Raw genomic sequence first — 24,124 nt, forward strand, 5'->3', positions numbered from 1 at the left:
TTATCCCCCTACTTCTTTAAAAGCGTTTGATATAATATCAATAATTCGGTAAAGCTCGCTTCTGTCGCCTTTACCTTCTGGTACTCCGCGCGTTTCAGCAAATAGCTGACGGTCGAAATAGGGGATTTATACCCCAAATGTCTTCCGATTTTTTCATATGTCCATCCCGGAAACTGCTCGATCAGATGAATCACTTGTTTTTGTTTGTCTGTCCAATTTCGCTTTGTTTCCAGAATCCATCCTAATAAAGTGTTAAGTGGTTCGAATGGAAGCGCCTCAGCTAAAATATAAAAACTTGTTGTATTTTCATTTTCACTCCATATTTTTGTTTTTTCCTTTTTTTCCTTCAAATGTTCCCTAGCCGCAAATGCGCACAGTACTGCACTTCCATTAATCGTATGAACGTCCGTTGTGTCCGTTTCTAGTTCCCCTATTCCAATTCCAGAATAAAATGGACACTGATGAAAGCAGGATTGGGAATATATATATTTAATCAGTGGATATGCGCTGGAGAAATTTCCAATGACTCCAACAAGCTCATCGCCATTTCGAATAACAAACGGGACAAGCAAATCTTTATGGAACCGCTTGTTTATCGCCTCTTTCAAGTCATTTAAAATCATTAGCAGCCGTTTCTTGTCCATTTGTCTAGAATGTTTTACATCCAACGCAAAACATACAGCCGGTTTCATAAGATCTCCTCTTTTTGATTGATGTATATATATCAATATTACTATTATTGTTGGGAAAACATCAAGAAGCGCATCGGCTCATTTAGATAAAGGGGAACAAAATTACGGCATTGAACTGGTGATCCACTCAATGATTAGCGCCAATACCGCTAGGCAAACCGTTATCACGGTGGAACCAATCAATATATGCCGCTGTAGTTGGATATACTTCTTTCTTTCTTTTGCTGCATAGAAGGCATACGCCATAAAACCAGCGATAATGGATCCGCCCCATCCTGCCAATCCGATTGGGGTAATTAACTTTTCCCAATCGAAGATCCAAAAATACATAATAATTAGATGAACAGCGATGATAGAGAAAGTGATCAGCGGTTTCATTATTTTTAACATCCGTTTCCCCCTGCACATGATAGTGATGGTTCTTTCTCTATTTGAAGCAAGCAGCGATGCTGCTGGCTGTTCATGTATTTTTTTCATACCGTAGCTATGCAAAAGAATGGCGATGATGATCATAAAAAGACCGATAATAGCCCATCCGCCAGGAAGCGGAGCGGAAAGGAACGCCACCTTGCCAATGACCGTAAACAATACAATCCTAATCTTGTTGAAACAGATTAGCTCCTCTTCGAATAATATCCTCGCCGAATTTTTGCCGCAGCTGCTCCATTGTCTTCCATAGCGCTTCTCTTTTGGCCTCTTCTTCGTAATGAAACAAATCTAATTGTTTCATGGCTGCTTTTTTATCAAATACATCAAGCGCGGCAATTCCTAACAGCCTCACTGGATTACCGTTCCAATGTTTCTTTAATAAATATGCCGCATACTGAAAAATTTCCTCCGCTTCCTGAAATGGATTTTCCCATGTTTTGCTGCGGGTGATCGTTTGGAAATTGCTGTAGCGGATCATAATTTGGACGGTGGAAGACACAACCCGTTTTCGCTTCATTCGTTCGCTGACCGATTGCGCCAACTCACGGAGCACGTCAAGAAGAATTCGCTCTTCTGTTACGTTATAGGGAAGTGTTGTAGAATTCCCAATTGATTTCCATTTTTCGCCCGCTTCAGGGTCGACTGGACGATCATCAATGCCATTAGCCCGCTCCTTTAAACGGATGCCGTTGATACCAAGCAGTTGTTGAAGCCTCTCCTCTTCCGCCTTTGCTAATTCTCCGATCGTAAAAATGCCAATAGTATTTAATTTTTTCGCTGTTTTATCGCCAACACCGTGCATCTCTTTGACCGGCAATGGCCACAGTATGTTCGGGACATCCCGTTTGCGCAAAACGGTGATGCCTAACGGTTTTTTCATTTCACTGGCCATTTTCGCCAAAAATTTATTTGGCGCGATGCCAATGCTTACAGGAATATGCAGAGTCTGCAGCAATCCCTGCTGAATATATTCAGCGATCTCCAATGGCGAACCAAGCGAATCACATTCGGTAATATCCAAATATCCTTCATCAATGGAGGCAGGTTCCAGAAGCGGGGAGATACGACGCAAAAACTGAAACACTTTGCTACTTGTTTCGCGGTATAATGAAAAATCGGGTTTTAGCACGACAAGGGACGGGCATTTTTTCTTTGCCTCCCATAACGGCATCGTTGTATAGATGCCAAAGCGCCGTTTCGCGATGTAATTTGCCGCTAAGACAATCCCTTTTCTTTCTTTTGGATCACCAGCAACAACCACTGCTTTTTCCTTTAACGAAGGATCGCGTGCGATTTCACAGCTGGCAAAAAAAGAATTGCAGTCGACGTGCAAAATGATGCGCCCTTGTTTTCGGTACATCTTTTGCATATTACTTGCCCCTCCTATGGGTGGTGGGTAGTATGGAGATCTTTTCTGATTTATTTTACTTTATTGTTTTCTTTTTTTCTATGTTTTTAATTGATTATTTAGAACATAGTTTTCTTTATTAATATAAAATGATGCGATGCAAAACAATGAATTGTAGTAAAAAAGGATAAAATAAAAAACATTTGGAGGAGAAAGCTGAACATAGAAAGTTTGATGGCTCTGTTTGCTGGGTATGCGATTAGCGATTTTTTCCGCCCATATATCTTGTTCCATCATTGATATTTGGGGATCGGAATGCTCCCGTTGCTGCTTCTTTTGCAGGGATGGCAAGCGCGGGCAATTGCCGAAAAAAACGATAATGCGCCGAAATGGTATAAAGAAAAGGGAAATCGAAAAGCGCGAATATGGGCTTTCTTGATATGCCCATTCCAAATCCCCTGGGATGACGAAGAGGATGGAAATAATAAAATAAAAAATGGAGATGGTAACCCAACTCCCATCTCCATTTTTTATGTTTGGAGCTCTTTTATTTCAGTTTTATCGGCACAATTTTGCCGTTTTCTATGGCCGCGACGCTTTGTTGCGATTCAAATCCGCCGTCATCTCCGATTTTCGAAACAACATATACTTGTTTGTCTTGCGGAATATGTTCAAGGCCCTCTTGCATATGTTTGCGGATGGCAACAGGGTCATCCACCGTGCCTGCTGCTTTCATCGCTTCGACAAATGCATACATCGCCAAATAATTAAAACCAGCTTCCGAGCCTGGATCTTCATTGAATTTGGCGCGGTAGTTTTTCACAAACGACGGAACTCCCGGACCGTCCGATTCCACTAATGGCATGACGCCAATGGATCCTTCCAGCACATCGTAAGATCCCGTTACTTTTTTCATTTCGTCTAGCTTCGCTTGATCCATAATGATAAAGCCGCCTTTAAATCCCAACTCTCGCGCCTGTTTCGCCACTTTTGCCGTCGGTTCCGACGGACCGCCGATAAATAAAACATCCGGTTTTTCCTTTAACGCATTGGTGACAATCGTAAAGAAGTCCGTATCTTTGGAAAAGTCAATGGATGTTTTATAAACGACTTTTCCTCCTTGTTTTTCCCAATATGGAAGCAACGTTTCCGTCCAGTCTTTTCCGTATTGCGAAGCGGTTGGTAGCGCGGCAAGTTTTTTGCCGAAACGCTTCATCGCATATTTAGTAAACGGAGCCACATAGCTGTCATAACGCGGCGGTATTCTTACCGTCAACGAATTCCCGGTTTGCGTGATTTTCGGCTCGCTCGTATAAGCGCCAATAATAAACTTGTCCGTTTCGTTAAATACTTGCAATGCCATGACTCCGCCGCTGTGCGGAGTAAACACGATCGGCGTGTGATGTTCTTGAACGAGGCGCTTCGCATTCGATGCCGTTTCGTTTGGCAAATACTTGTCATCTAATGCAACGACATTTAATTTATATTTTTTTCCGTTTACTTCAAATCCACCGTTATTGTTAATCTCCTCTGCCGCCATTTTCAACCCATTTAATGTCCGCTCTCCGTAATAGGCGGCAGGACCGCTTAACGGACCGCTGTATCCGATGTTGACGATGTTGCCATCGCCGCTTCCGTTTGTCTCATTATTGCCCCCGCTTGATGTATTCCCTGTTTTGGAGCTGTTGCACGCTGCTAATGAAAACACCATTACCAACATAATAATTGTAGCGAGAAACCATTTCATCTTCTTCATCGTATCCCCCCTATTTTGCAATGAACAAAAGATTATTATAAATATTCAGATAATTAAGAGGATAGTGATCCATCACCTCCTTTTCATGTGCCGATATAGGCCTTGCGAACATCATCATTAGCAAATAACTGCTCCGCCGTTCCTTCTACCACAATCGTTCCGTTTTCAAATACATAGCCTTTATGGGCAATGCTAAGTGCCGCATGAGCGTTTTGTTCGGCTAATAAAACCGTCGTTCCTTCTTGATTGATTTGCTTGATCGTTTGAAACATTTGTTCGACAATGAGCGGAGCCAGCCCGATCGATGGCTCATCCAAAAGCAATAGCTTCGGGTGTGACATTAACGCCCTGCCGATCGCCAGCATTTGCTGCTGGCCGCCGCTTAACGACCCGGCTGGATCGTTGCGCTTTTCTTGCAAAATTGGAAACAGTTCATACACATGTTGCAGAGACTGCATGATTTTTCCCTTCTCTTTTCGGTAAATGTAGGCACCCATCAATAAATTTTCATAAACGGTCATGCGCGGAAACAATTTTCTTCCTTCAGCACATTGGACGATCCCAAGCTGTACGATGCGATCCGGAGGAAGATGATCGATCCGTTCCCCTTGAAAAACAATTTCACCTTGGGAAAGTTTGTTTAGTCCGCTAATGGTGCGGAAAACCGTGCTCTTTCCCGCTCCGTTCGAGCCTAACAGAACAACGATTTCGCCCGGCTCAACGGTAATGTTGACATGGTTGACGGCGGCAAAGCTGCCGTACTGGACGGATACGTTCCTTAACTCAAGCAATCGCGCTCCCTCCTAAGTATGCTTTAATGACGGTTTCGTTGTTTTGAATTTCCTCTGGCGTTCCTTCAGCGATTTTTTCCCCATAATTCAAGACCATAATTTTATGGGCGATTTTCATGATCATCGACATTTTATGTTCAATGAGACATACGGTAATTCCGTGATCCACCATCTTGACAATCAATTGTTCCAATCCTTCTGTTTCATCCGGATTGACGCCTGCAGCCGGTTCGTCGAGAAGGACAATCTCTGGTTCCGTCGCAAGCGCCAATGCAAAAGCGGCACGTTTTTTCTGCTCTTGCGAAATGTTAGCGACCATTTTATCAGCGACATCGGTTAAACCGACAAACTCCAACACTTCCATTGCTTTTTCCTTGCACTCAGCTTCTTCTCTCTTTAACCGTTTCGTCCGGAAAACGGCGTCGAACAAGTTAGAGGAAGTTCTCAATCGATGGCCGATCATGACGTTATCGAATACGGTAGATTGTTCAAACAAATGGGTCGTTTGAAACGTGCGGGCAATCCCCAGCTTAGCCCGCTGATTGGCCGGGAGGCGGGTAATATCCTGCCCTTTAAAAATAATCTGACCCGATGTCGGCTTATAAAACCCGCTGATCAGATTGAAAAAAGTCGATTTCCCCGCTCCGTTCGGTCCAATAATCGCATTTACTTTTCCTTCTTCGACGGAAAAGCTCACATCATTGACAGCTACCAACCCGCCGAACCTTTTCGTCAATTGATGGACTTCCAGTAACATGCTCACCCCTCCTTCACTTGCTTTTTATTTTCAGAATGGCGGGAAATGACAAAACGGTTTGTAGCAGGCATCGTCCGTACTTGAGGATTGCCACTTTTTTTCACACGTTTTGCTTTCCAGCGGATCACCCCGCCGACAATGCCTTGCGGATAGAAGATGACGAGCAGTGTCAAAACCGGGCCAAAGATCAACATCCGATAGTCTTGCAAAAACTGCAGCTGCTGAGATAGAAACGTAATCAACAGCGTACCGACGACCGGTCCAGCCATCGTTCCAATGCCGCCGACAATTAAATACGTAAGGAAATCAAACATCACGGAAATATAGCCGATATCCGGTCCAAGAAAACGGATAAAGGAAGCATACAGCGCTCCTGCCAAGGAAGTGAAAAAGACCGATAAGACGAATGATGTTAATTTATTTTTCATCGTAGAAATGCCGATCGTTAGCGCCAAATCCTCGCTGTTGCGAATCGCAATATACGTTCTTCCCGTCAGCGAATAAATGATGCGGTACATGACAAAAACGACGAGAAGCAAGAAGAACAGCACTAAATAATATTGCGACACAGGAGTCTGGAACGAAAGCGGACCGATGTTTGCCGGAGCAGGAATGCCGATAAATCCGCGCACCCCTCCCGTCAGGCTGTCCCATTTATCGATGAGAAGGTAAATAATATACCCGACGCATAGCGTATAAATGGCAAAAAAGTGTTCCTTTGTCCGCAATGCGACTAAACCGACGAGCAAGCCGATCAAGCAGGAAATAAGACAGGATAAGAAAAAAGCCAGCCAAAAATGCAGCCCTGCTTTGACGGTTAAAATCGCGAGCGTATAAGCTCCAATCGCAAAAAATCCCGCATGGGCAAGCGATAAATAGCCCGTATAGCCGGCAAACAAGTTTAACCCGTAAACAGCGATCATCCAAATAAACGAGATCGTCATCATGTGCAAATAATAGTTGTTCGGAATCAAAAAAGGAAAAACAAGCGCAAACGCAATCACCAGTATGAGTAATTTCCTTTGTTTTAACACCGTCGCCATCATTGTCCCTCCCTGGCAAATAGTCCAGTCGGTTTCACCGTTAAAATAATGACGAGTATGACAAAGGCGATAATGTCTTTATAATCGTTGGAAATATAAGTTGCACCTAAACTTTCGCTAAATCCCAAAATATACCCGCCGATAATCGCTCCAGGAATGCTGCCCATTCCGCCAAGAATAATAATGACAAACGCTTTTAAAATGACGAGATGGCCCATTCCCGGAAAGACAAGATTAATCGGAGACGCCAAGGAGGCGGCCAACGCCGCGAGGCTGCCGGAAATCATAAACGTCATCATCGCGACTTTGTTCGTGTTAATGCCGACTAAATTCGCTCCTTCACGGTTTTGCGACATCGCGATAATCGAGGCACCGATAAACGTCTTTTTCAGGAAGAAATAGAGCAAAATCATGATGACAATCGTGGAAACAATAATGAGGACTCGTTGCATCGTTAAGGTGAGACCAAGTACGGTGACAACGTTTCCATAAGGAGTAGACATCGTTTGATAGTCTGCCCCCCACACAAATTGGGCGAATGCTTCCAAAAATAAGAGGATGCCAATTGCTGCAATTTTATCATGAAGGGGTGGAGCGTCACGAAGTGGATAAAAGACAAGCCGTTCCATCAGTACGCCAAGCAATCCGATCGCAATCATTGAAATGAGGATGGCCAGCCAATACGGAAGCCCCGCCTGATTCATCATCGTTAACGTCACATAACCGCCCATCATATAAAGCGCGCCGTGGGCGAAATTCGGAATATGTAAAATTCCGTAAACAAGCGTTAATCCTAAGGCGACCAAACTGTAAACGGTTCCAACAGTCAGCCCATTTAACAATTGTTGGATCAATAATTCCATCCGTTTCCCCCCTTGATTGATTTAGCTTGTTTATTGAAATTTATTTATCGTTTCACATGATTATACATTTATTGAGATAATTTTTTGCCGATATATCATTTTTAAGGAGATTGATAGACGGAAAGAGAATGGGAGGCTTCTCTTTCCTATTTTTCCTTAAACGATTCGCGATTTTTGATTCCGTTTAAAATCAAATCGACGTAAATGTCTGCCAGCGCTTCTTCCGATATTTCTCCATCCGGTTGAAACCAGTAGTAGCTCCAGTTTGTAATGCCTAAAATGCCAAATGTAATCATATCCGGGGTCAGCGTCGGCTTAAATTCGCCGCGGGCGATTCCCGCTTCGATCAACTGCTGGTAATGTTCCCGGAACGCCCGCCGCTTTGCTTTAATTTCTTGCAAATGATCTTCATGCAAATGCCGCATTTCGCGGAAGAAAATGCGTGCGCTTTTCCGCCTTGCTTTAATATTGCGAATAAGCATATAGACGATTTCGTACAGTTTTTCCGTGCAGCTTTTCTCTTTATCTTGTAAAATGCGTTGTTGCTGCTGCAAAAGATCTTCCATATAGGAGATGCATATATCTTTTAGCAGCTCTTCTTTGCTTTTGTAATAATAATAGAATGCCCCTTTCGTTACGCCCATGACTTCGACAATTTCTTGCACTGATGTTTCTTTAAATCCTTTGCGGTCGAATAGTTCGATGCTTGTTTTAATAATTCTTTCTTTCATAATGTTGGCTCTCTCCAATGATTTATTCCCGTTCAATAATTGTGGCAATGCCTTGCCCGCCGCCGATGCATGCCGTAATGAGCGCGTATCTTCCGCCGGATCGCTGCAATTCATACACCGCTTTCGTGATTAAGATCGCACCGGTTGCACCGAGCGGATGGCCATGGGCGATCGCGCCGCCGTTGACGTTCACTTTTTCCGGATTCATATTTAATTCCCGGTCGCAGGCGATCACCTGGGCGGCAAACGCTTCATTGATTTCAATCAAATCCATATCATCTAATGTCAATCCGGCTTTTTTCAACACTTTTCTTGTCGCCGGCACCGGACCGATTCCCATAATATTCGGATCGACCCCGGCAACCGCATAAGCGCGAATAACTGCTAATGGCGTCAACCCCAGTTCTTCCGCTTTTTCTCTCGACATAATGACCAATGCCGATGCGCCGTCATTTAACCCCGAGCTATTTCCCGCTGTCACTGTTCCGCCTTCCAAAAACGCTGGCGGCAGTTTAGCCAATGCTTCCATCGTCGTATTTGGCCGCGGATGTTCATCTGTATCAAAGATGATTGGCTCTCCTTTTTTGACCGGAACGGTAATCGGGACGATTTGTTCTTTAAAACGTCCTTCCTGCATCGCCCGCGCCATTTTTTGCTGGCTTCTTAGCGCGAATTCGTCCTGTTCTTCTCTGCTGATCCCGTATTTTTTGACAAGGTTTTCCGCTGTAATTCCCATCGGCGGATCGCCGATTTCTTTTGGCGACAGCTGCGACTTGCGGAAACTCGGCGGCGTCGAGCTGTACGGTTTTTCCGGGCGGTCCATTAAGTACGGAGCGCGGCTCATGCTTTCCACTCCTCCGGCGATATACACATCGCCATCCCCCGCGCTGATCGCCTGTGCCGCCAGGTTTACCGCGTTAATGCCGGAACCGCATTGTCTATCCACGGTAAGACCGGTAAGCTCAAGCGACAACCCCGTTTGCAAGGCGGTAAGCCTCGCGATATTCCCCCCGCCGCTTAACACGTTGCCCATAATGACGTCGTCGACCATTTCCGGGACGATGTTAGCCCGTCGCATCGCTTCTTTGATGACTTCCGCGCCAAAAATATGCGCCGGCACGGTCGCCAATGCTCCGCCTTGTCTGGCAATCGCCGTACGGACGGCGGAAACAATGACCGCATCCCGTTTCATTTATGTCACTCCCATTCATTTTTTATAAAAATCCCGGTAACAAAAGGGTTTTGCTGTTACCGGGACGAATGTTGCAGCCAATTAATAGACAGAAAACACGACTTCTCCCTTGACGACTTCTTTTCCGTCTTGATTGACAGCCGCCACATCAAAGCGCAATGCGTGATCCTCTTTTTCTTTCACCGTCGCTTTTAACGTGACGACGTCATTTAAAAACACCATTGATTTAAAACGGACGGAGTAGTCTTGCACAAATCCTTCTTCATAATAAGGGGTAAACAATTTGGCAAGATTGCCCATCGTCCACATTCCATGGGCGATAATGCCCGGCAGCCCCGCTTTTTTTGCCTCTTCGTCAATCGTATGAATCGGATTGTAATCGCCGGAAGCGCCGGCATATTTAATGAGATCGAGGCGGGAGACAGGAGGAAGTTTGACTTCTGGCAACAACTCTCCTACTTTTAATTCGCTGATTTTCGTCATACTACCATCGCCTTTCTCACTGCTTCCGTAATAATAATTGTCGAGGTGGACGTAAAAATCACGCTTCCGGATGGGTCTTCCCCGTAATTCGTGATGACTAAAAATCCGAGCTCGCCCATGCTGCTTTGCTTTTCATAGTAATCTTCCACTTTCGCATAACAATACAGCTCTTCCCCGACAAACAACGGTCTTTCGTAATGAAACCGCTGTTCGCCGTGAATCAGTCCTTTGCTTGGAAGCTTAAGCCCTTCAATCACGCCATAGTCAAACACCCTTGGAAATGTCGGAGGCGCAATGTTTCTTTGATAGCGTGATTTTTTCCCCGTTTCCTCATCCCAATAAATCGGATGTGGATCACCGATCGCTTCGGCAAACTTTTTCACCGCTCCCCGCTCAACGACGTTTTTTACTTTATTGGAGCATTTTCCGATATGTTCGGCAAACATGCGTCGTTTCCCCCTATTCCGTTAACATTTTGGACCTCCGGCTACATATAGCACTTGTCCGTTAATAAAGGAAGATTTTTCATCGGCGAAAAACGCCACCGCCTGCGCGACATCTTCCGGCTTGCCGCTTCGTCCGACCGGAATGTTCGCGACGCTAGCCTGAATTAACTGTTCAAACGAAATGCCTAACCTTTCCGCCGTTGCTTTTGTCATATCGGTTTCAATAAATCCAGGAGCAACCGCATTCGTGGTGATGCCAAATTTGCCCAGCTCGATCGCCAGCGTTTTTGTAAAACCTTGAATGCCTGCTTTCGCCGCCGCATAGTTCGCTTGCCCGCGGTTGCCAAGCGCGGAAGTGGAAGAAACATTAATAATGCGTCCGTACCGTTTTTCTACCATGTATTTTTGAACGGCGCGCGCACAGTAAAACGCCCCTTTGAGGTGAACATCCATGACCGTGTCCCAGTCCTCATCCGTCATTTTAAACAGCAAATTGTCGCGAATAACTCCAGCGTTATTGACGAGAATATCGATCGATCCGAATTGGTCGACAATCTCTTTTACCGTCGTTTCCACTTGTTCGCGATCGGTAACGCTCGCGACTTTTGCATATACTTCATAGCCTTTTTCGCGCAATTCACTTTCGGTGGCGTGCAACGCTTCTTCATTTAAGTCAATGAACGCCACTTTCGCTCCTTCTTCGGCAAAACGCGTAACAATCGCCTTGCCGATTCCGCGGCTTCCTCCTGTAACGAATGCGACTCTTCCTGTAAATCTTTGACTCATGCTTGCTTCCCCCTTCTATTCGATAGCGCTTTCAAATTTTTATAGGAATTGCCCCAATTTGACATGCCCTTTAAGCAAGTTTCTTGCAATAATCATGCGCTGAATTTCATCGGTGCCGTCATAAATGCGCCAAAGTCTGGCATCACGATACCAGCGCTCAATCGGCATTTCTTTCGTATAGCCCATGCCGCCGTGAATTTGCATGACGCGGTCGACGACGCGGTTGCCCATGTTGGCGCCAAACAGTTTGGCCATCGATGCTAAATGGCGGTTGTCTTCGCCTTGGTCGAGCGTAAACGCCGCGTTTAACACGAGCCATTTCGCCGCTTCAATTTCGACGGCCGAATCGGCGATCATCCATTGAATCGCTTGTCTTTCCGCAATTGGCTTGCCAAATGTCACGCGCTCTTTCGCATAGTCAATCGCCATTTGTAGCAGCCGTTCTGCCGCTCCGACCGCGCGGGCGCCGACAATCCAGCGGGCATATCCGATCCACTCCAACCCAAGTTTATAGCCGCCGTGCAGCTCCCCTAAAATGTTTTCTTCTGGAACGCGCACATTTTCAAAGATTAAGCTGGCAGGTGTCGACGGCCCCATCGTATGTATCGGTTCGGAACGCCAGCCCATCTCCCGGTCGACGATAAAACAAGTAACCCCTTCCCGTCCGTTTGTTGCTTGATGGCGTTCTTTGTCGGTAATGGCGATGACCATCACAAAATCGGCTTCGTTTCCTCCGGTGATAAACGTTTTTTCTCCGTTTAGCACCCATTCGTTTCCGTCTTTGACCGCGGTCATTTTAATGTTTCTGGTGTCTGATCCTGCGCCTGGCTCCGTCATGGCAAAGCATGATTTTTTCTCGCCGTTAATGGTCGGAATCAAATATTTTTTCTTTTGTTCTTCATTCGCGTAATAGAGAATGTTATCCGCCGACCCGCCAAACCGGAATGGAACAAACGTTTTTGACACTTCCATTGTCACAATCGCTTGCATGACGTGTCCGAGGTTGGCGCCGCCGTATTCTTCCGGTGTATTAATCCCCCAAAAACCCGCTTCTTTCGCTTTGAGCTGCAATTCTTTCAACTTCTCCTCAGACAGCCCCGGTTTTCCTTCCCGTTCGTTTCGCAATACTTCGTTTTCTAGCGGCATTAATTCTTTTTCGACGAATTTGCGAATGGCCTTTTGCACCATCCGTTGCTCATCAGTAAGACGCAAATACATGTATGTCCCCTCCATTTCCCTCTCTAGGCCACTTTTCCTCCATATTAAATCGATGCAAAACCCTGCAAATTATACCAACCGGTTGGTATGTTAATCCTATTATATTCTAAAGTTTTAAAAAATACAATATTTTTTGATTTTAATAGAAACCATTTTTTCGTTCTCCTATTCAGGACAGAAAGAATATAGAAAAAACAGGTGCGGCCGCCGATTATTCAGCTCGCACCTGTCATATGCGAACGCACTTTTGCCACCATTTCTCCAATTCCGCCATGAATGACAAGATCAAATACGTCATCCATTCTTGTTGGTGTTTTATTAATGATCACTTTATACGTACCGGGAGACTGAGTAGCTACGTAAAATGGAATTTGGTTGACCGGCGCTACTTCCAGGCTTGTTCCCATCGCAATAAGCAAATCGCTTTCTGCCGCCGCGGCGAACGCTTCCTCGATTCTTGGCACCAATCCGCCAAACAGCACCACATCCGGTTTTAAAATTTCATTGCACTGATTTCCATTTGCCGCTTTCCGCTCGCACCGCGGAACATCATGGCGGTTGATAAACGCTAAATCATACTTTTCGCCGCATTCCGGACACGTTGCCGTCTGCAAAGTGCCGTGCAATTCGATGACGTTGGTGCTCCCTGCCTTTTTATGCAGTCCATCGATATTTTGCGTCAAAATAGTCACCTTTTTTCCCATCTCTTCTAATTGGCGAAGGAACCGGTGGCCGTCGTTTGGCGCAAAATTGCCCATTAGTTTTAACGAAAACATTCGTTTAAAGCGCCGCCAAAAATCAACAGGATCTTTTTCAAAATAGTATTCGGATAAATAGTATTCGACATTTTCTTCCTGCGCATAGATCCCATTTTCGCTGCGGAAATCGGGAATTCCCGATTCCGTACTCATTCCCGCACCAGTTAAAACCGCAATCACGTCGGCGCGAGCGATTCGTTGTGCGAGTTCTTTTATGACATCCACGTTTCTCTCCTCCTTCAACAAAAAAGTCCCCAAAAAATACGGGGACTTTTCTAAGTTCATTTTACGCTCTTTTTTTCAGAAAAGCAACGATCGAAACGATCAAAGCAATGACGGCAATCACTAAGGTAGCAATCGATAATCCATTTTCGTTTTGCTCGTTGTTGGTTTTATTTTCTGACTGAGCTTGATGCTGCGCCGCCTGTTCGCCGTGGCTGTGCATATCGTGTCCGCTTTGCGCCGCAGCCGCTTGGCTGATTTCCGTTACAGAATGAGGAGTTTGTGAGTTTTCCGTTCCCGTCCATTCAACAATGGTGCCATCTTTATAATATTGATACGCATCCCAAGCGACCTTTCTTTCCTTATCTGGGTTTTTCGCAACAAAGAAAAACTGTTGAAATTGTCCTGGCAACAGCCCTTCTCCTTCCGCTGTCCATGTGACCGTTTTTACCTTTCCAGACGCGTCTTTTTCCAGCGTCACTTCCCAGCCTTGCTCCGGTTGATAAGATACCAATTCCATGCCGTCCGGAATTTTTAATGTGACTTTCGTTGTCGGAACATCTTTTTCGACTGGGATTTTGACCGTATACGTTTCCCAAGCGCCAGGTGCGGAGATGTTCGGCTTTACCGTCACGTGAGCGCTGGCAATTCCTGTGCATAATAAAAAGGCTGTCACCATCAAAACCAGTACTTTGGAAGTCTGTGACCATATTTTTTTCATCGTTGGAATCTCCTCCTCATTTATTTATTGGCTTCCTACATAACAGGCAAAAGTGGCGTCCACGCTTTGCAGCGACGTGGTCAGGATATGCACATGAACGTTCCATCTTCCGGCCATGCTAATCGTTCCCTTTGCCTGATAAATGCCGGAAGCAACTTTGAATGCTTGAAATGTCGTTTCTCCCATATCTATGTCTTTTGGCGTCAACGTAACCGTGACTTGCTCAATATCCTGAACAGCTCTTCCCTTCGCGTTTTTGATTTTTATTTGAAATTGATTCGTTCCTAATACATTAGGGGTAATATGCAGCGTCACTTGATAGCTCCCAGCTTCCTTCGTTTGCGTAAAAGGTCCCGGCGAAGCCGCTGCAGGCGGCAAATTCGTCAACATAGCAGCGAGCAGCATCGCTCCGATGCCGAGGCCAAATTCAGACCATACGGTTGCCCCTAATACGCTTTTCTGCTTGCGCTCCGAAAGCCAGTTCACCGTCGCAAACATCAGCATAACGACAAGAAGGAGCACTTTACCGAGAAGCACTTTACCATATATCGTTTGAAACAGTGCATCAAACGTTGGAACTTGTTGTAAAGCAGCGTAAATGCCTGTCATCATTAGCATGGCGACCAATCCAATTGCCCAACGTGAAAAACGGCGAACCGCCTCCCAATATTTACTTTTCGCGGTTCCCGGTATGTCAAAAGGCAAAATCACCGCGATGATCACTAAGCATCCAACCCAAACGGAAGCGCTAAAAAGATGAAGAAAATCCATCACACGCGCAACAAGCGGATGAGACGAAGCGGCGGCGTGACCCGTCCATGCTTTGGCGAAAAGAATGCTGGTCCCGAGTACGAATGAGACAATCGCCCATCGTTTCAAATGGTGTTCCTTTTTCCCAAACGTTGCCGCATAACCAACTGCAAATAATAACAATAAGAGCACACATTGAATGATCCATATGGCCCCAAAATCCGTATGAAGCAGCATCTTTTTCACAAGCGCGCCCTCTAGCGCCTGAAGCCACGACACATCCGCTTCCACGGTAATTTGCAGTGGCAAACTCAACAGCGTAGCCAGCACCGTTAAACTATACGCCGCCCAATACAGCACCCGATCCCGGGTCGAAAACCGCCATGTACCCAATGGAAGATATATAAACAATTTAAACCAAAGCAAACTTAAAAATAGCGATAACCCTATGTAAAAAAGTCCGCGAATGATGATCATATCGAATTTGGGAACATAGCCGTTTCTTTCCGAATCGGACAGAGCGCCGTTATCGCTGCTTTGGCCGATTTGAAATGGAATCGTCCCTTCGACAGGATGGCCGTCGCTAGAGACCACTTTCCATTTTACGACATATGTTCCGTTGGCCAACCGATTCGGTACATTCCCTTCCAGCACATGTGGATTGGTTGCATCGATGCGAACATCATGCAAGAGAATCTCGTGTCCAGTTTGATTGACAAGTGTGAGCGCATAAAAAGTAGATTGAATGTTTTCGTTAAATTCGATGCGAATGGTTTTCGGATCTTCCATCAACTGTTCGTTTGCCGCCGGCGTCGCTGCGACAATGTAAGCATGGGCCAACGATCGGGCAGGAAGCGCTACCAACACGGCTAAACAGAAAATACTGATCCATCCCCACCGTAACACCTTTTGCCAATATGACAAATCATTCCCCCTCTCTAGGTAGAGTGAAACATCTGCACGTATATCATGACCGCACTGCATGGTCAGTATAGCAGAAGGATGTGAAAAAAGTGTGAGGAGACAATGAATAAAACGAGAAATGTCCCATATCATCGACAGAAAATAACTATTATTTGCAATTGATCAACTTCTCTGCTTTATTATATTATCACTTTACCAAACTAAAATAATACGATATGATGAGAAAGGAACGAAAGCAACCATGACTCACAAGACATAGTAATTAGGGAGGACATACGATGACTGCAAAAAAATGGGGACTATGGATTTTAACCGCCTTCGTCGTTGGAAACATGGTCGGCGGTGGCATATTTATGATTCCGGCAAGCCTGGCGCAAGTCGCAAGTCCAATGGGGGCAGCACTCGCCTGGCTCGCAACCGGATTGGGTGTCTGGATGATTGCACTTGTATTTGGCAGTCTAGCAACAAGAAAACCCGAGCTAAAAGCGGGACCGCAGAGCTACGCGCAAGCGATGTTTTCTTCATCAAAAGCAGGAAACATCGCAGGATACAGCATGGCTTGGGGATATTGGGCGGCAAACTGGGCGGCCACTGCGTCCGTCATTATTTCGTTTGCCGGCTATTTAAGCACGTTTTTCCCAATCATGCAAAGCAAGCACGTACTATTTACGATAGGAACGTTTCCATTGGAAGTCGGAAAAACGCTCACCTTTGCGGTATGTACAGCGGTATTGTGGGGAATTCACTGGATTCTCGCCCGCGATTTTCAACGTGCTGGGAACATTAACATTTTAGCGACAGGAGCGAAAGTGATCGGGTTCCTTCTTTATATTGTCGCAACGGTTTGGGTGTTTAACGCCGCGAACTTAGGTAGCGGATTTGCATTCATGGATGAAAAAGGACAAGCGGTATCCGTACCAAGCCAAATCAATGGAGCGGCGATTACAGCACTATGGGCGTTTATCGGCATTGAATCGGCCGTCATGCTGTCAAACCGCGCCAAATCGCCGAAAGACGTGAAAAAAGCCACATTGCTCGGACTCATCATTTCTGTTCTCATTTATATCGGAATTACGTTATTGACAATGGGAGCACTGCCACAGGAGGAATTAAAACAGTCGCAAAAACCGCTCGTGGATGCGCTGTATGCCGTTATCGGAAGCAACGGAGCGTACATCATGGCCATTTTGGCGCTCATTTCCCTATTCGGCTCGACAATCGGCTGGATTGTCGTCAGTTCGGAAGTTCCGTATCAAGCGGCAAGAGAAGGATTGTTCCCTGCTTTCTTTGCCAAAACAAACAAGAGCGGCAGCCCTACCCGTTCTTTGTTCATCACGAATTTCATGACGCAAATTTTTCTATTTTCGACTGTATCGGGAACAATGAACGAAGCGTACAATTTTGCCATTGTCGTCGCGACGCTTGCCTACTTAGTTCCGTATCTCGTCTCAGCCTTATATCATCTGAAATTAATCATTACGGGAGAAACGTATAAAAATACAAAGCAAATTCGCATGCGCGACGGTATCATTACATTGGCAGCGCTAGTTTACTCGATTTGGGTCATCAAAACGGGAACAGCGGATTGGTATACATTTTTCTTAGGAATCGGTCTATTTGTGGCAGGGTTAATCTTATATCCGCTGCTTATGAAACAAAAACCGCACAATGACCATAAACATGCTGAATTAAAAGAAGCGTAAAGGGACCAACGAAATCGCTGGTCCCTTTTGCTTTTACTTTCTTTACTCCTACTCTATCTTTATTCGTTAGCTTATATATACATCGTAATCCCGCTTTTTCACTCAGGATCCGCCTTTCGATAAATATAGTTCCAAAAAATCGGTAAATCAACTTAAATATCGAATGCATTTGAAATGGTCCTTTCCCATTTGTGATGATTCCTAACTTCAATGATTTTCTTTTTAACTCTTCTAACATCCACATAAGATTAGGAAATGGAACACAGCTTTGATGAAAATGCTTTAAATAATCTTCCAACAGGTCCTCCCAAGTAAGTCCATGAATCTCAAACTCTTTGACAATCTGCTGATAAACGGTATCTTTCCAAACATACCCTCGATCATCTAGTTCAATAAATCTAGCTATATACCATTCTTTTGGAATATGGCTTAACCAGTGCTGCAAGCGCTCATACTGGTATTTGATAAACTTTTGTATGGAATCGTCGCGATTTAGCAATGTGCCGTCCAAATCAAACATAACCGCTATTACCATCACCCACCGCTTCCTTTCTATCCATGAAAGAGAATGCCAATAAAAAATAATTCCGAAAACAGCTGTTCCGACCTTATAAACTTTTGAAAAAACTAGATGGACCAGATCCGGTTCATTCTTCAGCGGGAACGTTTCCATCCATCTGCTGACTCTTTGCTTCTTCAATCGTTTTAAATACCCTCGAAAACACTTCCTCAATCGTTTTCTCATTTTCAACACCATTATACGGAGCATATTTCCAATACCGATGTCCATTCCCAGTGCGAAGATATCCCGTTACATAATAATGATTATATTCTCGTTTTACATCTTCCTCATATATTACTGATTCGTCGATAAAGGTTATGTAGTTTTCACAAAAATCTAGATAAAAATGGTAAAAAAGAGCCCGAAACAAATGCAACGGGCCCATATTAATAGGACATGCTCCCAGCCACAATCAAGCCGACAATAATAGAAACAATAAGCTAAACCCGACCGCGAGATTGCCTTCCTCTACTTTCTTGGCTAAGTTGGTCTTTGGCGTGAAGATGTACTCAAGCACAACATACACGAGAATTTGCGTCACAATGCCAATGACACCCCATAGAAGAGCATCAGGCAAACTGACGCTGTTGCTCCAGGCGGCATAAATGACAATCGCCAATCCTAACGCTTTTCCCCACAATTTCAGCGCTACCGCCATATTGCCTCGACGAATGAGTTCACGCTCGGAAAATTTCGTCGTTAAGGTGAATAAGCCGATGCCGATTCCCATCAGCGCAAGTCCTAACACGGTGTAAAGCAGAAAATTCATCACATACGTCATTTTCTTCATCCTTTCATCATGATAGGTAAATAATAGGACAAGTTGTTCGTAATCATTCCCCCGCGCGCAAGCCAATTCCAACCGCTTTTCCGTTGATTAAAAAACACGTATGCAATAGTTTCACCGTTTCATATCCGTTTACCGTTTTGACAACGGTTTCTGGTAACGGAACATATTGCTGATAAACAGGCGTTTCGTCCTTATATGTCTGCTGGATATCGGCAACGATCAGTTCTCCTTTGCCGCTTTTGATTACGACTGTGTCGCCTTCGCGCCCGAACGACGGTTTTTGCACATAACATACATCATTTGCTGGTCAAGAAAATACTCTTCGTCTAAATAAGTCGGAAGAAAATGTTCGGAAATCCATTGGCGCTCCTCTTCCGTGAAAAACGGATTCCCTTCCTCGTACAGCCCCCAAATAAGCGCCTGTACCGCTTTCGACTGCAGCAAAAACGCCGATGGCGGATTCGACATATGGCTCTCCATCACGATGCAATAAACAGTATGACTGCCAAATCGCATACCGGACCGCTTCGGCGACATAACGCACTTCTCCTTTGTTTGGCGAAAGTAAATGAAAAAAGGAAGCTACCCGTTCATTGATATCAAACGTTTCGCGAATAAACGTCGGGGTATCTGCGTTCAATTCGATCAACTTAAACGTTCCACCGACATGTACGAGATCGGCCCGAGCGATCACGGTTTCCGCCGGAAGCACGGGAATGCGTAAAAACGGGAGCTCTTCTTGATGAAATCCTAACAGCCGAAGAGTTTCGTCAGATAATTGGCGCAACAGCTTCGCCGTTTTTCGATACAGATGACCGATGCGGTTTGTTGCCGTTCGTATTTGCTCCTCTTCCTCCTCTGTTAACATATGGTAGTCTAACAACGCATACTCCGCATCGTATAAGTCGGCCCAAAAATCGGGTATTGCTCTATAAAACTGGGCGCGCCGCTGGCAGTGTTGTTCAATGGAATACATTGTTACCCTCCAAAAAAGCTGCCTTTTGTCCCCGAACCGATTCCGGATTTTGCCCTTGCCTTAAATTCAGCGCTATGCTGATAGCTTTTATACGCCGCGGAACGCTGCAGCTTGCGCTTAGACGGATAATAATGGCCTCCATAGTAATAATGGCGGTAATGAAAACTGTCATCATCATCACAGACATACGTCCCCGTCGCGGAATCCCACTCCCAATCGTCGCAGTCCCGATCCTTCGGTTTCGGCGGCAAACTTTCATCGCTGCAGGCCGTAAGTGAAGCGGCCATCAATGTCGATAGCACGCCAATCATCATCTTCTTCGTCTTGTTCATCAGTTATTCTCTCCTTCTTCTATGACCAATCCTGTTGCAGTCACATAAAGAACATACACTTTGCGGTCCTCGTCAATTTCCGCGCTGTCTCGAAGCCATTCTTTCCCGTGAAAATACGTAAACGAACTCCCTATATACGCCATCACATCGAGGGAACAGAGATTTAGTATGTACATAGGTTTGCATCAACGCGGCAATACAAGCGCCAATAATTAAATACTTTCCCGTATCAAAAAACTCATCAATCGAATGTTTGAGCACTTCCTCCAGTCGATGAAACAATGACGCACGTTTAACATTTTCCCGTACATCCAATGCAGCGGCAGCTTTTAGTTGATTAGACGGAAATAAAAAGCTAATGATAAAAGCAATGATCAAAGCGTCCACAAAGCCAATCCCCATTCGCAACGCCGCGATGGTGCTATCATTTCCAAACGCCATATACGTGGACAAAATGACGATCGGATTAATTAACGGCCCCGTCAACAGAAAGCCGACCGCAGCATGCAGCGGCACTCCTTTTGCTACCAGTCTCCGCACAATCGGTACAATTCCGCATTCACACGCAGGGAAAAACGCGCCAACCACACACCCCATCATGACGGCGAGAAACCGATTTTTTGGAATCCAGCGCCGGATTTGCTCTTCCGCAACAAAAATTTGGATGCATCCGGCAATGATCACACCAATCAGCACAAACGGAATCGCCTCAATGATAATGCTTAAAAAATCGTACTAAATTGTTGAAAAGAATCTGGGAGTTTCATCGACCATGCTACCCCTATAAACTGACTGGCCAGCATGAAATAAGCAGCAATCGCAATCACGACGATTCCGGTTACATCAATCAACGTAGAAGAAAACAAGCGATACATCCCCTTCCCCCTGTACATTTTCATTATTCATTCCGAGTGTTAAAACGTAATGATTCCTATTTATAAAAATTATATGCCCGTTGTTTCTATTACATGTCTACTTTCTCTATCTCTATATGCCAAACCGCTATGATGAAGTGCCTTGGCAACAATAAAGATCGCGATGACGGTCTTTTTTGCAATAAATCTATCGGAAATAGCCATTTATCCAAACAATCTTGCTATTCTCCTTTCGACGCAAAAGCGATTTGTGGAAGAAAAATAAAGACCTCCCCTAGAGTGAAGTGACCCCTGTCAAGTAGACAGGAATAAAAAAGCACATTTAAGCAGCCTGAGTCCTATATTCATAAGGACTCAGGTTATTTAATTTCTTTTGGAAACGTTGATGGTTATAAAAACGAATATATTTGTGTACGGCATCCTTCACCTCTTCGGCCGTGCGGAAAGAGTACAGATTAAAACACTCTGCCTTGAAATGGCTGAAGAAGTTTTCCATGCAGGCATTGTCCAAACAGTTTCCTTTCCTGGACATACTGGCCTTTATATTGTATCTTTTTAGTAGATTGTTGTATTGGCGGGATGTATACTGGAACCCCTGATCACTATGAAGGAGGAGTCCATTTACATTCCGTTTTTTTATGGCCTTTTTTAGCGTGTCGATGACCAGTTTGATGTCATTTCTTTGACTGATATGGTAGGCCACGATTTCATTGTTGTATAGATCTTTAATGGCGGACAAATAGAGCTTTTGCCCATTAAAAATTAAATAGGTAATATCTGTCACCCATTTCTCGTTTGGCTTGGACGCGTGGAAATCTCGGTTTAGATGGTTGTCCGAAATCACATAAGGCTCTTTCTTTCCGTAATAAGGCCGTTTCTTCCGAATCACTGCCCGAATTCCCATCTCCCTCATCATCCTTTGTACTCGTTTATGGTTGATATTCAGTTGGTATTTCCGTTTCAGCCAAACTTTTACTCTCCGATACCCATAGATTCCTTTCACTTCTTCATGGCACTCTTGGATTTTTTCCTTTAGCTGCTCGTCTTCCAAGTGCTTCGGAGAAGGGCGTTCCTGTCGTTTTACCCACTTGTAATATCCGCTTCGAGACACGCCTGCTATTTCACATAATCGTTGAATCGAACCATAACACCCGGCCATTTCTTGAATGATCGCGAACTTCTTGTGAGCTGGTACTGCTTCCATTCCCCCTTTCACCTCTTTAAGAGCTTTTTTAGCATCTCTACTTCCGCCTCAAGACGCTTGATTTTCATTTCAGGATCTTCCGGACGAGTTCTCGGTCTTCCTTTGCCTGGTCCTTTTGCCTTTCCTCGTTTTTCCTCTAGCCCTTTCATTCCTTCCTGTTCATAGCGTTTCACCCATCGGCGTACCATGGACTCATCAATCCCTAATTCTTTCGCCACCGTTTTATATCCCATGCCCTCTTTCCAATATAAATCCACCGCTTTCTTTTTAAACTTTGCATCGTATGTTTTTCGTATTTTCCCCATAGAAAAATCCCCTCCATAGTAGACAGATTAATTGGCTTTCTTTTTTCTGTCTACTATAAGGGGATCATATCAGAGAAAGAGGAGGCTTTCGTTTACTTCACATCATAACCTTGTTCTTCAATTGCTTCTTTTAATTTATCCAAGCTGACTTTCGTTTCATCGTAATCGACATCAACCGTGCCTTTTTCCAAATGCACTTCGACGCGGTTGACTCCTTCTAGCTCTTGTAAAGCGTTCGTGACCGCCATTTTGCAATGGTTGCATGTCATTCCTTGCACTTGTAATGTTGTTGTCATGATGGGTTCCTCCCTTGTTTTTATAGTTTTACGCGCTTCAAGCGAAGTGCGTTTGTCACTACCGATACAGAGCTAAACGCCATCGCCGCTCCGGCAATCCAAAGTTCCAACAGCCCGGCGGCGGCAACCGGTATGCCGATCGTATTGTAAAACAGCGCCCAAAACAAGTTTTGCGGATGTTTGTCATCGTTTTGCGGCTTAACTCGACCGCTTTCGGAATATGCGCCAAATCACCGCCAACTAACGTGACATCGGCCGTTTCGATGGCAACATCCGTTCCCGTGCCGATCGCCATGCCGATATCGGCTTTCGCCAGCGCCGGAGCATCATTAATGCCAGCGCCGGCCAGCGCCACCCGTTTGCCTTCCCGCTGCAGCTTTTCGACAATGTTTGCTTTGTCTTCTGAAAGCACCTCAGCATATACATGGCCGATTCCCGCTTGTTTGGCGATCGCTTTTGCCGTCCGTTCATTGTCTCCTGTCACCATGTACACATCCATCCCAAGTTGTTTCAATGCTTGAATTGCCGCTTTGGCATTTTCTTTGATCGTATCAGCGACGGCGATGATGCCGGCAAACTCTCCATCGATCGCAACGAGCATCACCGTTTTTCCTTCCGTTTCTAATTGTACCATTTTCTCTTCATGCCGCGACATGTCGACGTTGTTTTCTTTCATTAACTTTTTCGTTCCGACAAGAACACGTTTGCCATCAATTGTCGCTTCAATACCATGACCGGCCAGCGCCGCGAAATGCTAAAAACAGCTTCACCGCGATTTGTTGTCGTTTTCCATATTCAACAATCTTAAGTAATTTTTTTCTTGTCGAAATATATTTATCGCATTAGTCACCAAATCACCTCATTTATTTTTTACAAATATCTAATTAGATATACATCTAATTAGATTCACAAAAAAATATCTATAAATCAGTTTATGATCCAAAGTTCTGGGGGATTCAATTCATATTTATTATTTTCCCGATACATAAAGTGATTCATGACCAACTCTCTTCTTAAAATAATAGTTGGTGGTTTTAAGCCAAGTTTACCTGCTATCGCCTGGCCATGTAAAGAACCGTGCCGCAATAGTGCAATAATGCGAATTCTTGTAGGATCATCTAAATTCTTGTAGAAATTAACAAGCCTACTTAACTGCAATACAATCCCTCCA

Annotated in this window: 24 protein-coding genes and 5 pseudogenes; 1 reads left to right on the forward strand and 28 read right to left on the reverse strand. The window is 44.8% G+C overall.

Features of this window, described 5'->3' with window-relative positions; translation table 11 throughout:
* Window positions 1-8: 8 nt before the first annotated feature.
* The 17 genes from BV455_RS19550 to BV455_RS19630 all read right to left on the reverse strand — a co-directional run bounded on the left by BV455_RS19550 (window position 9) and on the right by BV455_RS19630 (window position 15,910).
* A complete protein-coding gene (locus BV455_RS19550; RefSeq protein WP_218687584.1) occupies window positions 9-692 on the reverse strand; it encodes a SatD family protein in 684 nt (227 codons plus the stop codon).
* Between the two features lie 102 nt (window positions 693-794).
* Window positions 795-1,280, reverse strand: a complete 486-nt coding sequence (locus BV455_RS19555) for a hypothetical protein (RefSeq protein WP_218687585.1) — start codon at window positions 1,278-1,280, stop codon at window positions 795-797.
* A 7-nt stretch (window positions 1,281-1,287) separates the two neighbouring features.
* Window positions 1,288-2,490 (reverse strand): DNA polymerase IV, encoded by a 1,203-nt coding sequence (locus tag BV455_RS19560; protein ID WP_017437199.1) that lies wholly within the window; start codon window positions 2,488-2,490, stop codon window positions 1,288-1,290.
* Window positions 2,491-3,016: 526 nt separating this feature from the next.
* Window positions 3,017-4,225: an ABC transporter substrate-binding protein gene (locus tag BV455_RS19565; RefSeq protein ID WP_218687586.1), complete on the reverse strand. Its 1,209-nt coding sequence runs from the start codon at window positions 4,223-4,225 to the stop codon at window positions 3,017-3,019.
* A gap of 83 nt (window positions 4,226-4,308) precedes the next feature.
* On the reverse strand, window positions 4,309-5,016 hold the full coding sequence (locus tag BV455_RS19570; protein WP_218687587.1) for an ABC transporter ATP-binding protein: 708 nt from the start codon (window positions 5,014-5,016) through the stop codon (window positions 4,309-4,311).
* The gene (locus tag BV455_RS19575) at window positions 5,009-5,773 is read right to left on the reverse strand and encodes an ABC transporter ATP-binding protein (RefSeq protein ID WP_017437195.1); all 765 of its coding nucleotides are present in this window, start codon (window positions 5,771-5,773) and stop codon (window positions 5,009-5,011) included. Before BV455_RS19575 ends, BV455_RS19570 begins: the two co-directional genes overlap by 8 nt.
* Window positions 5,774-5,775: 2 nt before the next feature.
* Window positions 5,776-6,816 carry a branched-chain amino acid ABC transporter permease gene (locus BV455_RS19580; RefSeq protein ID WP_218687998.1) on the reverse strand — a complete coding sequence of 347 codons (1,041 nt, stop codon included), beginning with the start codon at window positions 6,814-6,816 and terminating at the stop codon, window positions 5,776-5,778.
* Window positions 6,816-7,679 (reverse strand): branched-chain amino acid ABC transporter permease, encoded by an 864-nt coding sequence (locus BV455_RS19585; RefSeq protein WP_218687588.1) that lies wholly within the window; start codon window positions 7,677-7,679, stop codon window positions 6,816-6,818. The genes BV455_RS19580 and BV455_RS19585 overlap by 1 nt, the downstream gene beginning before the upstream one ends.
* A gap of 146 nt (window positions 7,680-7,825) precedes the next feature.
* Window positions 7,826-8,410 carry a TetR/AcrR family transcriptional regulator gene (locus BV455_RS19590; protein WP_042410220.1) on the reverse strand — a complete coding sequence of 195 codons (585 nt, stop codon included), beginning with the start codon at window positions 8,408-8,410 and terminating at the stop codon, window positions 7,826-7,828.
* A gap of 22 nt (window positions 8,411-8,432) precedes the next feature.
* Window positions 8,433-9,602 carry a thiolase family protein gene (locus tag BV455_RS19595; protein WP_061579995.1) on the reverse strand — a complete coding sequence of 390 codons (1,170 nt, stop codon included), beginning with the start codon at window positions 9,600-9,602 and terminating at the stop codon, window positions 8,433-8,435.
* Window positions 9,603-9,683: 81 nt separating this feature from the next.
* Window positions 9,684-10,085, reverse strand: coding sequence for a MaoC family dehydratase (locus BV455_RS19600; RefSeq protein WP_061579994.1), 402 nt, complete (start codon window positions 10,083-10,085; stop codon window positions 9,684-9,686).
* Window positions 10,082-10,531, reverse strand: a complete 450-nt coding sequence (locus BV455_RS19605; RefSeq protein ID WP_017437189.1) for a MaoC family dehydratase N-terminal domain-containing protein — start codon at window positions 10,529-10,531, stop codon at window positions 10,082-10,084. The genes BV455_RS19600 and BV455_RS19605 overlap by 4 nt, the downstream gene beginning before the upstream one ends.
* A gap of 21 nt (window positions 10,532-10,552) precedes the next feature.
* Complete coding sequence (locus BV455_RS19610; protein ID WP_061579993.1) at window positions 10,553-11,317, reverse strand: beta-ketoacyl-ACP reductase; 765 nt, start codon at window positions 11,315-11,317, stop codon at window positions 10,553-10,555.
* Between the two features lie 39 nt (window positions 11,318-11,356).
* Window positions 11,357-12,535 (reverse strand): acyl-CoA dehydrogenase family protein, encoded by a 1,179-nt coding sequence (locus BV455_RS19615; protein ID WP_017437187.1) that lies wholly within the window; start codon window positions 12,533-12,535, stop codon window positions 11,357-11,359.
* 215 nt (window positions 12,536-12,750) lie between these two features.
* Window positions 12,751-13,518 carry an NAD-dependent protein deacylase gene (locus tag BV455_RS19620; protein WP_218687589.1) on the reverse strand — a complete coding sequence of 256 codons (768 nt, stop codon included), beginning with the start codon at window positions 13,516-13,518 and terminating at the stop codon, window positions 12,751-12,753.
* Between the two features lie 61 nt (window positions 13,519-13,579).
* Entirely contained in the window at window positions 13,580-14,236 is a 657-nt protein-coding gene (locus BV455_RS19625; protein ID WP_218687590.1) for a YcnI family copper-binding membrane protein, read from the reverse strand.
* Between the two features lie 24 nt (window positions 14,237-14,260).
* On the reverse strand, window positions 14,261-15,910 hold the full coding sequence (locus BV455_RS19630; RefSeq protein WP_218687591.1) for a copper resistance protein CopC: 1,650 nt from the start codon (window positions 15,908-15,910) through the stop codon (window positions 14,261-14,263).
* Between the two features lie 278 nt (window positions 15,911-16,188).
* Here BV455_RS19630 and BV455_RS19635 point away from each other — a divergent pair, with 278 nt between their 5' ends.
* Window positions 16,189-17,613, forward strand: coding sequence for an amino acid permease (locus BV455_RS19635; protein WP_218687592.1), 1,425 nt, complete (start codon window positions 16,189-16,191; stop codon window positions 17,611-17,613).
* Here the strand turns inward: BV455_RS19635 and BV455_RS20560 are convergent.
* The 11 genes and pseudogenes from BV455_RS20560 to BV455_RS21035 form a co-directional block, all read right to left on the reverse strand.
* Entirely contained in the window at window positions 17,558-18,286 is a 729-nt protein-coding gene (locus tag BV455_RS20560; RefSeq protein ID WP_409993885.1) for an HAD hydrolase-like protein, read from the reverse strand. The genes BV455_RS19635 and BV455_RS20560 overlap by 56 nt on opposite strands.
* Complete coding sequence (locus BV455_RS19645; RefSeq protein ID WP_218687593.1) at window positions 18,261-18,560, reverse strand: hypothetical protein; 300 nt, start codon at window positions 18,558-18,560, stop codon at window positions 18,261-18,263. The genes BV455_RS20560 and BV455_RS19645 overlap by 26 nt, the downstream gene beginning before the upstream one ends.
* A 1-nt stretch (window position 18,561) precedes the next feature.
* Window positions 18,562-18,956 (reverse strand): annotated as a pseudogene (locus tag BV455_RS19650) (DUF350 domain-containing protein).
* Between the two features lie 5 nt (window positions 18,957-18,961).
* Window positions 18,962-19,941, reverse strand: a pseudogene (locus BV455_RS19655) (glutathionylspermidine synthase family protein).
* Between the two features lie 2 nt (window positions 19,942-19,943).
* Entirely contained in the window at window positions 19,944-20,273 is a 330-nt protein-coding gene (locus tag BV455_RS19660; protein WP_017437178.1) for a hypothetical protein, read from the reverse strand.
* A gap of 138 nt (window positions 20,274-20,411) precedes the next feature.
* Window positions 20,412-21,148, reverse strand: a pseudogene (locus BV455_RS19665) (permease); the annotation flags it as partial.
* Between the two features lie 322 nt (window positions 21,149-21,470).
* Window positions 21,471-22,352 (reverse strand): IS3 family transposase, encoded by an 882-nt coding sequence (locus tag BV455_RS19670; protein WP_081160856.1) that lies wholly within the window; start codon window positions 22,350-22,352, stop codon window positions 21,471-21,473.
* Between the two features lie 8 nt (window positions 22,353-22,360).
* Window positions 22,361-22,657: a transposase gene (locus BV455_RS19675; protein ID WP_042409082.1), complete on the reverse strand. Its 297-nt coding sequence runs from the start codon at window positions 22,655-22,657 to the stop codon at window positions 22,361-22,363.
* Window positions 22,658-22,749: 92 nt separating this feature from the next.
* Complete coding sequence (gene copZ, locus BV455_RS19680) at window positions 22,750-22,953, reverse strand: copper chaperone CopZ (protein ID WP_017436658.1); 204 nt, start codon at window positions 22,951-22,953, stop codon at window positions 22,750-22,752.
* A 20-nt stretch (window positions 22,954-22,973) separates the two neighbouring features.
* Window positions 22,974-23,756, reverse strand: a pseudogene (locus tag BV455_RS19685) (HAD-IC family P-type ATPase); the annotation flags it as partial.
* A gap of 217 nt (window positions 23,757-23,973) precedes the next feature.
* Window positions 23,974-24,111: pseudogene (locus BV455_RS21035) on the reverse strand (metalloregulator ArsR/SmtB family transcription factor); the annotation flags it as partial.
* Between the last annotated feature and the right edge of the window lie 13 nt (window positions 24,112-24,124).

It is taken from the genome of Parageobacillus caldoxylosilyticus, from assembly GCF_019272935.1.
In the GTDB taxonomy this organism is placed as follows: Bacteria; Bacillota; Bacilli; order Bacillales; family Anoxybacillaceae; genus Saccharococcus; species Saccharococcus caldoxylosilyticus.

Excerpts from the sequence above, each read along its gene's own strand:
- BV455_RS19565 (WP_218687586.1), bottom strand. The coding sequence starts at position 4,225 with ATGAAGAAGATGAAATGGTTTCTCGCTACAATTATTATGTTGGTAATG.
- BV455_RS19560 (WP_017437199.1), bottom strand. The coding sequence starts at position 2,490 with ATGCAAAAGATGTACCGAAAACAAGGGCGCATCATTTTGCACGTCGAC.
- BV455_RS19600 (WP_061579994.1), bottom strand. The coding sequence starts at position 10,085 with ATGACGAAAATCAGCGAATTAAAAGTAGGAGAGTTGTTGCCAGAAGTC.
- BV455_RS19590 (WP_042410220.1), bottom strand. The coding sequence starts at position 8,410 with ATGAAAGAAAGAATTATTAAAACAAGCATCGAACTATTCGACCGCAAA.
- copZ (WP_017436658.1), bottom strand. The coding sequence starts at position 22,953 with ATGACAACAACATTACAAGTGCAAGGAATGACATGCAACCATTGCAAA.
- BV455_RS19625 (WP_218687590.1), bottom strand. The coding sequence starts at position 14,236 with ATGAAAAAAATATGGTCACAGACTTCCAAAGTACTGGTTTTGATGGTG.
- BV455_RS19610 (WP_061579993.1), bottom strand. The coding sequence starts at position 11,317 with ATGAGTCAAAGATTTACAGGAAGAGTCGCATTCGTTACAGGAGGAAGC.
- BV455_RS19675 (WP_042409082.1), bottom strand. The coding sequence starts at position 22,657 with ATGGGGAAAATACGAAAAACATACGATGCAAAGTTTAAAAAGAAAGCG.
- BV455_RS19585 (WP_218687588.1), bottom strand. The coding sequence starts at position 7,679 with ATGGAATTATTGATCCAACAATTGTTAAATGGGCTGACTGTTGGAACC.
- BV455_RS19550 (WP_218687584.1), bottom strand. The coding sequence starts at position 692 with ATGAAACCGGCTGTATGTTTTGCGTTGGATGTAAAACATTCTAGACAA.
- BV455_RS19670 (WP_081160856.1), bottom strand. The coding sequence starts at position 22,352 with ATGGAAGCAGTACCAGCTCACAAGAAGTTCGCGATCATTCAAGAAATG.
- BV455_RS19605 (WP_017437189.1), bottom strand. The coding sequence starts at position 10,531 with ATGTTTGCCGAACATATCGGAAAATGCTCCAATAAAGTAAAAAACGTC.
- BV455_RS19595 (WP_061579995.1), bottom strand. The coding sequence starts at position 9,602 with ATGAAACGGGATGCGGTCATTGTTTCCGCCGTCCGTACGGCGATTGCC.
- BV455_RS19580 (WP_218687998.1), bottom strand. The coding sequence starts at position 6,816 with ATGGCGACGGTGTTAAAACAAAGGAAATTACTCATACTGGTGATTGCG.
- BV455_RS19575 (WP_017437195.1), bottom strand. The coding sequence starts at position 5,773 with ATGTTACTGGAAGTCCATCAATTGACGAAAAGGTTCGGCGGGTTGGTA.
- BV455_RS19645 (WP_218687593.1), bottom strand. The coding sequence starts at position 18,560 with ATGGGCCCGTTGCATTTGTTTCGGGCTCTTTTTTACCATTTTTATCTA.
- BV455_RS19660 (WP_017437178.1), bottom strand. The coding sequence starts at position 20,273 with ATGAACAAGACGAAGAAGATGATGATTGGCGTGCTATCGACATTGATG.
- BV455_RS19615 (WP_017437187.1), bottom strand. The coding sequence starts at position 12,535 with ATGTATTTGCGTCTTACTGATGAGCAACGGATGGTGCAAAAGGCCATT.
- BV455_RS19635 (WP_218687592.1), top strand. The coding sequence starts at position 16,189 with ATGACTGCAAAAAAATGGGGACTATGGATTTTAACCGCCTTCGTCGTT.
- BV455_RS20560 (WP_409993885.1), bottom strand. The coding sequence starts at position 18,286 with ATGGAAACGTTCCCGCTGAAGAATGAACCGGATCTGGTCCATCTAGTT.